This window comes from Paenibacillus sp. GM1FR (genome assembly GCF_002803315.1).
GTDB classification, from domain to species: Bacteria; Bacillota; Bacilli; order Paenibacillales; family Paenibacillaceae; genus Paenibacillus; species Paenibacillus amylolyticus.
Map to the genome: position 1 here is coordinate 1,201,907 of NZ_MKZL01000011.1, position 13,696 is coordinate 1,215,602.

Consider the following 13,696-nt stretch of genomic DNA (forward strand, 5'->3'; position numbering starts at 1 on the left):
TTCTACTTTAATCTAATTATGCTTTTGGAATTGCCCCTATTTGTTGAAGCAAGCCAAGCATATCGGGTTGACCATACTCTTCAATAATTTGGCCATTAGAGATCCGATAAAAATTCATTGCATTTACTTCGATTTTTTTGCTCGTTGGTGGAAACCCGAGAAACTCTCCGTCTTGTGTGCCCTTCATGACAAAATGAGCTGCTACTAGATCCTCTTCTGCTACCAGCTCCTTAACAGTCCATTGTATATCGGAAAAACCAGATCTCATCATATGAATTATGGAGAGATAACCACTTGGACCATTCATTGGTTCTTTTTGCATAGGTACATAAAAAACAGCATCTGGAGAAATCAATTCTTCAGCAAGTTCCTTGCTTGCCGTATTAATGAAGTTCGTGAAACGATGCATCAATTGTTTGTTTTCTGTAATCGTCATATTTAAACCCCTTTCTATTTTCGTGAGCATATGCCTTCACTTAAATTTTATCGCTACTTTAGATAATTGGTAAGTAGGCACCTTTTTGTTATATAGGAACCTTTTTGTAACTATTATTTTATCTCTAGGTTGCAGAGCCAATAAACTGATCTCTAAATGCTGTCTCCAAGAATTCAAGAACGTTAACATATGATTCGAAAAATAGTCACTCAGTTGCATAAACTCTCTTGCAAACTCCCTCCTCCTTTCATTTATTTTAATTTGATTTTTCATTGACAGAATTATAATATAAGCAATGTATTGATTTTGAAAGTAGGCACCTTTTTGTTATATAGGAAACTAATAGTAACTATTGGAGGCGATAATACAGTGATTTCAAAAAAAGAGTTGCCGTTGTGTCCCGTCGCAACGACAGTTGGATTGATAGGTAACAAGTGGAAGTTATTGGTTATGAGGGATCTTTTGAAGGGAACTCATCGATTCGGAGAACTTCGTAAAAGTATCCCGGAGATCAGTCAAAAGGTTCTCACTGAAAATTTACGTTCAATGGAAGAGGATGGAATTGTCATTCGTACTGTTTTTGCAGAAGTCCCTCCGAGAGTCGAATACAGCTTAAGTGATTTAGGAAATTCACTGAAGCCAATTATATTCTCTATGGAAACATGGGGACTCGGGTACCAGAAACTCAATGATGAACTTCCAAACGATATTCATCAGAGTGAATGATGTCAAATTGTTACTCCACGGTCATTTCAAAATAGAATAAATTCCTCTACATCTTCAAGTTAAGTCAATGGAGGACTCATGCGTCCTCCATTAATTCGTATGAGAGAGTTGATCTTCGAACACCAGTTTCTGCAATATTTCTATTGCATGAAGAAAAAACGGACAAGATCCTCATTAAATAATTGGCTATTTAAAATCAAAATGGATATGCATTGTTTTTGGATACATGAATAATTTCAGATGGAAACCTTGCCTTAAAATATTTTTCGACTTTCAGATGAATGCTTTTCTCGTACCATTTCTCCCAGCCGTTCGCCTCAAATAATTGTGGCATCCCTAACCGCTTAGATCTCATCCCCATTTGACCATCACCAATCAATAGCGTATCAATCCAAATTCGATCAGTTATGCCTTGTAACATGTTAGCGAAATTAGGTGAAAAAGGTAGCACAGGGGAAATAGATACTTGTGTATGTATCCCTGCATCATTTATCTTTTTCAAGGCTTTAACTCGTAAATCTATTCCAGGAGCATAAGGCGAAAAAATTCGTTTCACGTCTTCGCGATCTGTCTCGATTGTCATTGAAACCATAATTCTACATTTTTCCTTTAATTTCAGCAGTATATCAAGGTCTCTGGCAACCAGCGGGCTTCTAGTTTGAATTTGAAGTGAATCTGGTGGGTTTTTATCCATTTCTTCCAATAGGCTTCTTGTAATGTTTGCCCTCTGCTCTACAGGTTGATAAGGATCTGTGGCTGATGACATGAATATACTTATGGGTTTATTTTTACGTCTTAGAAGAGAGACTTCCCTTAGATAGTTTTCTGCTGCATTTTTCTTAACATCCACCCACGATCCCCAAGGAATATCCTTAAACTTTTGAATAGGCATTTCTCTGACGTAACAGTATTCGCAAGCAAATGCACAACCCGTATAGGGATTTAGTGAATGAGTAAAACCAATATCTAGATAACCTGTTACTTCACTTAATATTTTCTTAGACACAATGTCTTTGATTTCAATTGGCATGACGCTACCATCCCCTCAATTACTTTTATGCCCGCTTCTCCTCTTGCGTTTTATCTTAAAATTTCTCATGCTACTTGAAAAGTAGGCACCTTTTTATTAGATAGGAACCAGAATGTAACTATTGGGTGTTAACAACAAAACAACCGTTTTTATAAATAAAGGTAACGGCGGCTTATCTTTGGCTTGAAAATTGAAAATATCCGCAATAGGACCGTCAAAAGCAATGATGCGGTCGGTAATCGTATTGCGAGGATCGCGGAACGTGACATCAAGTACTTTAAACCAATCCTTATATTGGAGCAATTGTTTCCCTACAATGATGACTTGATAATTACGTCCCGCAAGCGAACTCGGAAATTGGGCATCCAGCTGATTTTTAGACTGTCTTAAACCTTCTGCTATTCCTCCCCCTTCGCGGCTTTTCTTTTGAATGTCCTTACTGAATACAGGGGCAGATATATAATAATGGAGTTTTTTATCTTTGAGATCCAAACATAGTTTACTCTGCCTTTTTATTTATCTTTTTTGTGATTCCCGATTTGCCGAAAGATCTGCTCGTATTGGTTGCCGCATTGATGAGTTAGACTCTTACTTTTCTATGTTCATTTGAGCAAATCAGTAATATCAACGTTCATATGTTCGGTAAGCATTAAGGTTACATCCACTTTCACTTTGCTCCATAATAATGTCATTTTATGGATGTAACCTCTCACCGAATAATCTACCGTTAAACTCAGCTCAGATCTCACTTCATCTATGATTTTAATATGATGTTCCTTTAGCCTTTGTTTTGATTTGTACATCTCTAAAGCAATTTTCTTTTGAGTACCGTCCAAGTAGTCAACATATACAGATTTCATTTTGAAGTTTGAAGCGTATATTTTATGCTTATCTACCTCCAGAGCACCTAACAGATAAGGGAGCTCTACCACCCTCTTCACGAGTGAAAGTTCCTCGAAAGTCTGTCGCACTTTACACGCCTCCTTCTTCAAGTTTTACAGCGACCAATTGATCAAAATCGACCCATTCAAATCCATTCTCCATTTCAATTTTGATTTTCTTTCCAAAGGTACTGACTGAAGTGACGATCCCGTGTATATCCCGATTGCCTGACTCAGTAAATATTTCAAAGGTGGCTTGCAATGTATAATTGAGCGACATATCTATATTTTGTGTAATAATCTCCCACTCATCTTCATGGATCAGCGGTTTCGTTAGATAATGAACTTGAGTACGATGCTGTATAATTCGTTCTTTATGTTGAGGAAGCATCATGCGGCTCGATTCCCATAATCCATTGGCCTCCAGTTTTTTGCTCATTTATAATGCCCCCCAATTTTAGATGCTCGATCGATCGCTTGACCCGCAGCCGTAATGGAGCTTGCTCGTAGAATGGCAATGTCGCCAAATCGATCCTTAATGTCGTCCATCACCTGATCAATGGCCCGTTTCTGTTCTTGATCATCATAAAAAGATAGTTGATATGTATCCGCGTTGGATAATTGAGACAGGGATACGCCTACACGGCGCACAGGTTGCCCATCCCAGTGTTGATGAAATATGCGTTTGGCTATCTTGCATACATCAACGGTTATGTTTGTAGGATCAGACAGTTTAACCTGCCTGTGAAAACCAGTGGGGTGGTCAAAATCCGCTCCAGACACACTCACAGATACGACGCTACTCATCAGTCCCTTTTTGCGGGCTCTTCTGCATACTTCTGTGCAGATATCGAGAATAACCACTTCGATCTCCCAAGCCTCTGTGAAATCTCTAGGCAGGGTCATTCCGTTTCCAATATCTTTTTGTGTACTGTGCGTGTTGACGGTTACCGGCGACTTGTCGAGTCCATTTGCGACTCGCCAGATGACTTCTCCATTAACCCCCCACTTATTTCTTAGTTTAGTAAGAGGTGTATTTGCCAGGTCTCTAATGGTTCGGATGCCCATCTTCCACAGATGTTTTTCCATTCTGGAGCCTATCCCCCACATATCGCGGATGGGCTTATCTCCAATATGGAGGTGTAACTCCTCTTTTTTTAAGTGGAAAATGCCCCCCTCTGCTTTTTTAGCGATCATATCGCAGCATAATTTACTGATGATTTTGTTTTCACCAATGCCAGCTCTCGCGTAAACGCCTGTTTCATTATAGATTTTGTCTTGAATTTGCTTGGCCAAATCGACTGGATCATTACCGAATAGATGCATAGACCCTGTAAAATCAGCGAATAATTCGTCTATACTGTACGGTTCGACCAGATCGGTGAACTCTTCAATAATGGACATGATTTGAGTGGATACTTCGATATATTCTTGCATGTGTGGTCTCACAATGATCAGTTCAGGGCACTTCTGAAGAGACTGCCAGAGTGGTTCCGCGGTAGACACACCCTTCGCTTTGGCTAGTGGACAAGCGGCTAGGATAATTCCAGAGCGTCTTGCGGGGTCTCCCGCAACAGCTAATGGTCTATTTTTGTATTGAGGCATTTTTGCCTTTTCGACTGAAGCATAAAAGCTCTGCATATCAATGAGCATAATGGTTCGTTGCTTAGTCAACACTGTAATCACTCCTGTACTTTTGAGAACGTATGTTTGTATATATTATAGACCGAACGCACGTTCTTTATGCAAGAGGTAAATATTTATAATTAGCTTTTGAAAACCCTTGGACACCATAATGAACTGTAGACTGGATATTGTCAGCCACTTTAGCCATCCAAATAATTAATTTTTAGTTTTATTATTGATGCACAAAAAACCAAGTACTTGTCTCACAAAGTGATAAGTACTTGGTCTATTTGATAGAATTTAAAGATTGGATCATCTTTCGTTCGAGTGCAAATTATATTTCCAAATCCAATCTTTCCCCGTTGGATTCAATCACCTTTTTATACCAGTGGAAACTATCCTTTTTACTTCTTTTCAGGGTACCTCTGCCCTCGTTATCCTTATCTACATAAATGAATCCGTAGCGTTTCTCCATTTCGCCAGTTGAGGCACTAACGATGTCGATGCAACCCCAAGCCGTGTAGCCGATAAGATTAACGCCATCGAGGATAGCTTCTCTCATTTGTTCGATATGATCTCGCAGGAAATTGATTCTATACGTATCATGGATAGAGCCATCCTCTTCGATGATATCAACCGCTCCCAGACCATTTTCAACGATCATTACAGGGATTCTATACCGATCGTACACATGATTGAGTACGTAACGAAGTCCAACTGGATCGATTTGCCATCCCCAATCATTTGCCTTCAAATAAGGATTTTTGAATCCACCAAAGACATTCCCCTGGGTCTCATCACCTTCTGGGCGGGTACCCACTACATGAGACTTGTAGTAGCTGAAGCTATAGAAATCAACACAGCCTTGTTTTAGCACTTCTACGTCCTCTTCTGCCATCTCAATCTGAATATTGTTCTCATTAAAATATCTCTTGGCAAAGTCAGGGTATTCCCCTCTAACTTGCACGTCGCTGCTCAGCATATTGTTAATCTGATCCATTCTCAGAGCCTTCAACATATCTTCCGGTTTACATGTACTTCCGTAACCATGACTATAATTAATCATACAACCGATTTGGAACGCCGGATTAATCTCATGAGCAAGTTTGACTGCTTTTGCACTTGCTATAAATTGATGATGTAAAGCCTGGAATCTTAATTGCGTACTATCCACAACCGTATTGTTAAATACACCACTATCATCAACTAATAATGCCCCTGCTATATATGCACCTGCTGGAACAATTAAACTATTGATCTCATTAAATGTAATCCAGTACTTCACGACATCCTTGTAACGGGTGAAAATGGTCTCACAATACCGTACGTAGCAGTCGATCATCTCTCTGGAAGCCCAGGCATTGAATTTCTCTGTTAGCGCAAACGGAGCTTCGTAATGTGAGATCGTAACGATAGGTTCAATATTATACTTTTTCAGTTCACTGAACACCTTGTCGTAAAATTGAAGTCCTGCTTCATTTGGCGTTACATCGTCCCCGTTGGGGAATATTCTGGACCAAGCAATGGACATTCTGAAGCATCGAAAGCCCATCTCTGCAAACAGACGGATATCTTCTTTGTAATGATGGTAAAAGTCTACTGCCTCATGGGAAGGATAGTTTACGCCCTCCTCAATGTGTTTGGTGATCCGTCTTGGAGTAGTATGCGTTCCACCCGTCATCATATCTGCTGTACTTGCCTTTTTACCATCAATGTTCCAGGCACCCTCGTATTGATTCGCCGCTGTTGCGCCGCCCCACATAAAAGAGTCTGGGAATACGGTTGTGTTCTTCATTGGAAATTCCTCCTTATATGATCTTAATTAGTTTTTCCCCGATCGTAATCGATGGTTTGTCTATACCAATTACATCTGTAAAGTCATCTGAATTCGTAACAATAATAGGTGTAGTCAGATCATAACCTTTGGCGGCTATTGCATCTGTATCGAATTCAATAAGTAAATCCCCAGCTTTTACTTCATCACCTTCTTGTACATGCACCTCGAAATGTTCACCTTTCAGCTTCACCGTGTTCATGCCGATATGAACGAGGAGTTCAGCGCCATTATTCGAGCTAATACCGATTGCGTGGAAGGTAGGGAATACCGCGGATATGACACCATCGGCTGGTGAAACAAGCTTTCCAATTGTAGGTTCAATGGCGATCCCTTTTCCCATAGCTCCAGTTGCAAAGGCTTCGTCCTTTATTGTTGATAACTCTAGAACTCGACCAGTCATTGGTGCTATGAGCACATGTTCAGAAACACTAACAACAGGCACACGGTTTGTTGAAGATGAATTGGCTGGTGTTTGTTGATCCTCTCCATCCTCAGGCACATCTTCAAATCCTAAAATAAGCGTCATCAAGAAGGTAACAACAAAGCCAATGACCAGACCAATTGCTGCATGGATTAGGTTCCATGGATTATCTGTGATAAATGCTGGTAACGTAGCCAAGCCGGCAATGCCTAGAGCAGATCGGGCTACTCCGAACAAGCCAACGTATATTCCGCCTACAATACCACCAATGACAACAGCGATCAGTGGTTTTTTCAACCGTAGATTTACACCAAACAATGCAGGTTCGCTAATTCCTAACAGCGCAGTTACGCTAGTAGAGTAAGCAACTTGTTTAAACGCTTTATTTTTGGTTCTTAATGCGACCGCGAGCGCAGCTGCACCTTGAGCAACATTATGTACGAGCATACCTGGGCCAACAATGCCATCTGTTTTTGTTTGTGCATAAGCAGTGAGGACAACAGGTCCCAAACTATAGTGCATCCCCGTCAGAATCAGGAATGGGAATGCCCCGCCGATAATACCAGACACTAACCATCCTGCGTGTGTATTGACATAGGATACAGCAGAAGCAAGATAGTTACCGGCAATTGCACCCAATGGTCCTAGAATAATTAATGTTAGAGGCGCCATAACAAGGATTACAACTAAAGGTTTCAAAATGGATTTGATCACGGAAGGAGAATACTTTTCAGCAAATCGTTCCACATATGACAGGATCCATACGGCTAGAATAATTGGAATAACGGAAGAAGAATACGTCGCTTGTGTGACAGGCAGACCAAAGAACGTAACAGGCTCACCTGCAGACATTAACGCCGAAAAGCTAGGATGTAACAAGATACCCGCAATGGTTAACGCAAAGCCCACATTAGCTTTAAGTTTAACAGCAGCACTCCAGGCGAGTAGCATTGGCAAGAAGTAATAAGCCGCATCCCCGACGAAAGTCATAATCGTATTAAATTGACCGTCAAGGTCAACGAGATCAAAGGTTTTCAAAATAAGAAGAACTGCCTTAATCATGGCACAACCGATCATCGCCGGTAGGATGGGTGTAAAGATTCCGGAAATCGTGTCCAGAACAGTAGAAACTTTTCCTTTTTTCACAGTTGGAGCATCATTCTTGCTTGTAAAGTTCCCTAGCTGCGCAAGGGCTTTATAGACGTTGTTGACCTCATTACCAATAATGACCTGATACTGACCTCCACTACTGGCAACGCCCACAACTCCTTGTACGTTTTTCAGTGCTTCGTTGTTAGCAATCGACTCGTCTTTTAAGTTAAAGCGCAGCCTGGTAGCACAGTGTGTAACACTTTCAATGTTTTTTTCACCACCAACAAGTTTTAGAATGTCGGTAGCCGTTTGTTCATGTTTCATTTTTGTTCCCCCTTCAATGTATTATTCTACAAAAAAAGACCTAGAGTTCTATCGAATATAGATATGCTCTATACACGATGGAACTCTAGGTCTTGCCTGCATCACCAGTAACAATCCTAGTATAGTCATTATGGAGCGATGATGGGTCAATCCCTTTCTTCATCAGTCACCCTTTTGATATGAACAGTTAAATACACCAATTCGTCTTCGGTTAATTCTTTCCCATAGTCTACCCGAATCAACTGCGCAATTCTTAGACTACATTGGTACTCTAGCTTATATTTTTCTTTAATAATATTGAGGAAATCGTTATCATTACTTTTCATCACCGTATTGTTAAACAGACGATAGGCAAAAAACTTTAGATGCGTGATCAGTCTGGAGTAGTGAAGGGAGCTTTCGTTAAAGTGAATTTTGAACTGATAACGAATAATATTTAAGACCTTTTGAATCAATTGTGTCATCTTCATGGTATCTTCCATTTCAGATCCGAGCTCTGCATTGACAATATGAAGCGCAATAAATCCAGCCTCATCTTCAGGCAACGTAATGTTGAATTCTTGATTAATCATATCCAAAGCCTTCAAAGCCACTCGATACTCATTGGCGTAGAATGCTTTAATTTCAGACAATAACGCATTGTTGAAGTTCATTCCCTGTTTATAGCGTGATACGGCGAAGTTAATATGGTCTGTTAGCGTCAAATATATATTTTCATTCAGCTCTTTATCCAAGGACTGCTTGGCATATTGAATAATACTATCGGACACACGGATGTACTCCATCGGAATCTGCGCGAGCAGGGCATATAATTTGCCAGTTACATTTTTGGACTTCAGAAAAAATTCTTTCTCAATCTTCTCTGTGTCCACATCGTCTCCTTTTTTCTTCTGAAAACCAATGCCACTTCCTAAAAGCATCATCTCTTGGCGTCTTTCATTTACAGCGCAGACGACATTATTATTAATAATTCGCGTGATTTTCATACGAATCTCCTTTTAAAATGAAACGTTAACAGAATTTAGCAAATAAAAAAGACCATTAATAGTGCACACATGGTAATTATACTCTACATGTTTGCATATTAATCGGTCTTGCCTGCTGATCAGTAACAATCCTGATTATATTCATTATTTACTTGTACGATTATCTTAGTGGAAGGCGTTAAATTTGTCAATATAGTCATTTGGAGTACTTTCTATAACTTAAAACGATCCATTAAAATTATACGTTAAGCGTGCCGCTAAAATAGCGACTTCCATAGGAATATGTCCTTATACCTCGACATTTTATGGTTGAATGTTACTCCATCCGCTTACATCACATTGTCCATAATCATTATCACCCACAGCAACCATGGTACCATCCGATTTCAGTCCAATCGTATGGGCACACCCCGCCGAAACAGCTCTAATTCCGTGCCAGCCACGTACATCACATTGGTGATGTTTATTCGAACCCGCAGCAACCATTGTAGCGTCGGACTTAAGACCAACAGTATGATAACTCCCCGCTGCAACTGCTACAATATCGCGCCATCCGCTTACGTCGCATTCGCCATTATTATTTCTACCCACAGCCAATACCGTGCCATCCGATCTAAGCCCAACTGTATGAAGATACCCCGCCAAAACAGCCAATATGTCGCCCCAGTCGTTTACGTTACATTGGTTATACTTATTGTTACCAACTGCTGTTACCGTTCCGTCTATTTTTAAACCGACTGTATGCCAGTCACCCGTCGTGACCGATACAATATCGCGCCAGTTGCTCACGTTGCATTCCCCTTCATTATTTCGCCCCACCGCAACCACGGTGCCATCTGATTTAACCCCAACCGTACGGCACCAACCTGCCGAAACGGTTACAATATCGCGCCATTCGCTTACATTGCATTGGTCATGCTTATTCCAACCTATAGCAGTTACCGTACCATCAGATTTAAGACCAACGGTATGTGCATTACCGGTGTTCGTAGCCATATGAACATTACCCGCTGCAACTGCGACGATATGGCACCAATCGCTTACCTTACATTGACCATATTTATTATCACCCACAGCTATTACTGTTCCGTCAGATTTAAGAGCAACGGTATGACGGCGACCTGCCGCTATGGTACAGTTACGGAACCGTTTCGTCTCAAAAACCGCTTCCTTCCGTGAATTGTAGTCCATATCTTTCTCCCCTCCACCAATTGAAAATCCGCCGTTAGTTCAACTGTTAAGTCATAAAGTTTGTAGTTAAATCGCACTGTGAAAAAAGAAAGGCTCGCACAGGCAGGGTATTATTACTTCCCTGCCCAATACGAGCGTCTATGTCATATTGCACTCAAACGGTTGATCCGAATGTGTACTTTAGCAATCGTTTCATTTCATGTAGCGATAGTCTAATAGATCCTTCAAATTTGAAATTTTCTGCAACAGCTTTTCTCCGACATTGGTTTCCCTCACCAGCTTCCGCGCCAGTTCTTTGTCCACCAATCTTTTTAGAGATAACACGTCCGTTCCGTTACATAACACATCTTCTTTTGAATTAAATTTCTTGTGGGCAACGAGCTGCATGCCAAAGGAATTGTACAACAAGGTATATCCGGCAATGCCCGTTGTGGATTGATAGGCTTTGGAAAAACCGCCGTCAATCACGATCATTTTTCCGTTTGCTTTAACAGGGCTCTCTCCACTAATTTCTTTGACTGGCGTGTGCCCGTTAATGACATGTCCATGATCTGGATTCAAATCAAACTCCTGCAAGATTATTCGACAGATATCTTCATTTTCACGTAAATGGTAGTAAGGATTCTTTCTCTCTTTATGTGCTTCTTTATCTTGGATGAAATACCGCTCAAAAGTAGTCATTTCTCTCTTTCCAAAGAGCGAGGAACATTCCCCTGTCCAGATGTACCATACCATATCCGTCGCCAGATCTTCTGTCTCTTCCGGATGCGCAAAGGCGTAACGTAAATAATCTTCAAAAACATCAAGCAATTGACGGCCCGCATATGTCTTGTCTTCAATCTGCATTTCTTCCATATTTCCTTCTTCATCCAAAGGAATACAGCCGTGGATTAACAAATTCCCGTTGTACTTTAAATAAAGGCTACCCTTTTTCATGAGAAAATTCATATGTCTGGCCATCTTTTCGGAATGCTGAACGGAAAACAGCAGCTTTTCCATTACCTGGCGTTCTTCCTCCAGCAATTGTTCAGGCTTCTGCGGATTTATGGTTGCAAAACAGGTGTTTTCCAGCAGGTACGTTTTACCGCAGATGTTGATTTCATTGTTGTCGTAATCAATCTGCTCCAGCAAAAGTCTTTCAGACATATTAAAGTATGGGCGTCTCTTGATAATCGGGCTTTCAAGTTTAAACTGAATCATGGCAATGGCTTGGTGAATTTTGGTGATCTGCAGAATTTCCTGCTCCGATACATTATGTCCAGCCTGTAACTTAGGTCTGAAGGACGGATTGTCTTCGTAATATTTCTCCGCCAGGTTTAGCAGTGGGCGCAGATTGATTCCGTATACATCTTCAATGATGTCCAGATTATCGTATCTGGCGCAGATCCGAATAATATTCGCAAGGCAGACCAGAGAACCTGCGTAGGCTCCGATCCAGAGGACATCATGGTTCCCCCACTGTATGTCTACAGAATGGTAGTTGATCAGCGTATCCATAATTTTATCGGGGTACGGCCCCCGGTCATAGATATCTCCAACTACATGAAGATGGTCAACCACCAGGCGCTGTGTCGTATAAGCAAGGCCGATAATGAGATTGTCCGCCTGGCCCAAGGATATAATTTGCCGATATATTTCCTCGTAATAAGGATCCTTATTGTTGGTCGAATCCGTCTTGTATAAAAGCTCTTCTACAATATATACATATTGCTCTGGCAGAGCTTTACGCAATTTTGAGCGTGTATACTTGGAAGAGGCATAAGAAATAAGCTTAAGCATGTGTTCAATTGTTAGTCTATACCACTGGTTCAAAGCCTGTTTATTGCTCAGTTCCCCTATAACCAGCTGAATTTTTTCTTCCGGGTAATAAACCAACGCCGCAAAATCATTGATTTCTTGTTCCGTCCAAACTTCCCGGAATAATTCTTTGATTTTCTCTTTGACGGTACCCGAACCGTTTCGTAGTACATGCTGAAAAGCCTGAAACTCCCCATGCAAATCACTGACAAAATGCTCGGTTCCCTTCGGGAGATTGGAGATCGCTTCAAGGTTGATGATCTCTGTTATGATTTTTTCTTCCGTATCATATTTCTCGGCCAATAAATCTAGAAACTGCTCATCCAAAACAGATGTCCCCCTTCAAGGAAGTATGGTGTTGTATAGCCGGGTCCAAAAGCTTTAGACCTATATCAAATTACACTCTATACTTGGCATTGATTATATGGTAATTATCAGCATCGCCTTCCCCCATCATACTCCAGTTCATCATATATGAACAAATTTCATTGAATGGATTTGAATGAACCATGTTTGTAGTTATTTTAGGAATAAGAAGTGTGTTCAATCTGCTCTGGTCCCTTGAGGTTTTTTTACTAACTGCTATTTTACACAATGAAAAATAAACGATCTATTCTCAGAACTTGCTTGTTTAAATTCCCAATCCCCATATGTTTTAATTTTTGAAAAACCGATTTGTTTCAGCGACTCATTGAATTCTTCTTGATTTCGAAACCTCAGCTGCATTTTTTCATGAACTAACACTTTGTCTGTTTTAGTATTTTTTACAATTTCATAGAAAGTGTAAATATCTCCCTCAAACCCTTCATATTCTGTATAAATTTCTAAAGGATCTCCGCTTAGTCTATCTTTAGCTAAGTCAGGAGTTTTGTCCTTCTCCCATTCTTCCCATACTTTTACCAAAGGGTTTCTTGTATCAAAAATAAAGTGACCCCCGATTTTTAGGGATCGGAATACGTCTGAGATTACTCGCTTCCAACTGTCATCTGTAAGAAATACCTGTGCAACATTCGCTGTCATAATTACCGCATCATAGGTATTGGTTTGTAAATCCGCACTATCACCTATAATCCATTCCACACTTTCAGAATTATCTTTACTTTTCGCTATTTCAATCGCTTCTTCATTGGGATCTATAGCGGTAATTTTATAACCGCACTGAACAAGATGAGTAGTCCATCTTCCTGTTCCACAGCCCAGGTCAGCTATAGATTCTACTTGTAATCTCTTTAATAATGAAAGGAAAAATTCATCGTCTTTTCCCCAATGGTTAATCTGGTCATATACTAATGGAATCATAAATAATGTCTCCTCACTTTCAACAGCATTTTACTGTGCTCAACAGTTTG

General features: G+C 40.4%; 13 protein-coding genes. 1 reads left to right on the forward strand and 12 read right to left on the reverse strand.

The window, feature by feature from the left end:
* Window positions 1–16 precede the first annotated feature (16 nt).
* On the reverse strand, window positions 17–436 hold the full coding sequence (locus PAEAM_RS11100) for an ester cyclase (RefSeq protein ID WP_100527523.1): 420 nt from the start codon (window positions 434–436) through the stop codon (window positions 17–19).
* Between the two features lie 369 nt (window positions 437–805).
* Between PAEAM_RS11100 and PAEAM_RS11110 the strand changes: the two genes are divergently transcribed.
* Window positions 806–1,162 carry a winged helix-turn-helix transcriptional regulator gene (locus tag PAEAM_RS11110; RefSeq protein WP_036613919.1) on the forward strand — a complete coding sequence of 119 codons (357 nt, stop codon included), beginning with the start codon at window positions 806–808 and terminating at the stop codon, window positions 1,160–1,162.
* A gap of 196 nt (window positions 1,163–1,358) precedes the next feature.
* Here the strand turns inward: PAEAM_RS11110 and PAEAM_RS11115 are convergent, their stop codons facing one another.
* The 11 genes from PAEAM_RS11115 to PAEAM_RS11165 form a co-directional block, all read right to left on the reverse strand.
* Window positions 1,359–2,192 carry an SPL family radical SAM protein gene (locus PAEAM_RS11115; protein WP_100527525.1) on the reverse strand — a complete coding sequence of 278 codons (834 nt, stop codon included), beginning with the start codon at window positions 2,190–2,192 and terminating at the stop codon, window positions 1,359–1,361.
* Between the two features lie 96 nt (window positions 2,193–2,288).
* On the reverse strand, window positions 2,289–2,684 hold the full coding sequence (locus PAEAM_RS11120) for a Ger(x)C family spore germination protein (RefSeq protein ID WP_100527526.1): 396 nt from the start codon (window positions 2,682–2,684) through the stop codon (window positions 2,289–2,291).
* Between the two features lie 110 nt (window positions 2,685–2,794).
* Entirely contained in the window at window positions 2,795–3,163 is a 369-nt protein-coding gene (locus PAEAM_RS11125; RefSeq protein ID WP_091029878.1) for a YhjD family protein, read from the reverse strand.
* 1 nt (window position 3,164) lies between these two features.
* On the reverse strand, window positions 3,165–3,512 hold the full coding sequence (locus PAEAM_RS11130) for a YolD-like family protein (protein WP_100527527.1): 348 nt from the start codon (window positions 3,510–3,512) through the stop codon (window positions 3,165–3,167).
* Window positions 3,509–4,726 (reverse strand): DNA polymerase IV, encoded by a 1,218-nt coding sequence (locus tag PAEAM_RS11135; protein ID WP_165789892.1) that lies wholly within the window; start codon window positions 4,724–4,726, stop codon window positions 3,509–3,511. The genes PAEAM_RS11130 and PAEAM_RS11135 overlap by 4 nt, the downstream gene beginning before the upstream one ends.
* A 307-nt stretch (window positions 4,727–5,033) precedes the next feature.
* A complete protein-coding gene (locus PAEAM_RS11140; RefSeq protein ID WP_100527529.1) occupies window positions 5,034–6,494 on the reverse strand; it encodes a glycoside hydrolase family 1 protein in 1,461 nt (486 codons plus the stop codon).
* A 13-nt stretch (window positions 6,495–6,507) separates the two neighbouring features.
* The gene (locus PAEAM_RS11145) at window positions 6,508–8,373 is read right to left on the reverse strand and encodes a beta-glucoside-specific PTS transporter subunit IIABC (RefSeq protein WP_100527530.1); all 1,866 of its coding nucleotides are present in this window, start codon (window positions 8,371–8,373) and stop codon (window positions 6,508–6,510) included.
* Window positions 8,374–8,519: 146 nt separating this feature from the next.
* A complete protein-coding gene (gene licT / locus PAEAM_RS11150; protein WP_076250546.1) occupies window positions 8,520–9,359 on the reverse strand; it encodes a BglG family transcription antiterminator LicT in 840 nt (279 codons plus the stop codon).
* Window positions 9,360–9,662: 303 nt separating this feature from the next.
* On the reverse strand, window positions 9,663–10,550 hold the full coding sequence (locus tag PAEAM_RS11155) for an RCC1 domain-containing protein (RefSeq protein ID WP_100527531.1): 888 nt from the start codon (window positions 10,548–10,550) through the stop codon (window positions 9,663–9,665).
* A 192-nt stretch (window positions 10,551–10,742) separates the two neighbouring features.
* The gene (locus PAEAM_RS11160; protein ID WP_100527532.1) at window positions 10,743–12,674 is read right to left on the reverse strand and encodes a fructose-1,6-bisphosphatase; all 1,932 of its coding nucleotides are present in this window, start codon (window positions 12,672–12,674) and stop codon (window positions 10,743–10,745) included.
* 255 nt (window positions 12,675–12,929) lie between these two features.
* On the reverse strand, window positions 12,930–13,646 hold the full coding sequence (locus tag PAEAM_RS11165; RefSeq protein WP_100527533.1) for a class I SAM-dependent methyltransferase: 717 nt from the start codon (window positions 13,644–13,646) through the stop codon (window positions 12,930–12,932).
* Between the last annotated feature and the right edge of the window lie 50 nt (window positions 13,647–13,696).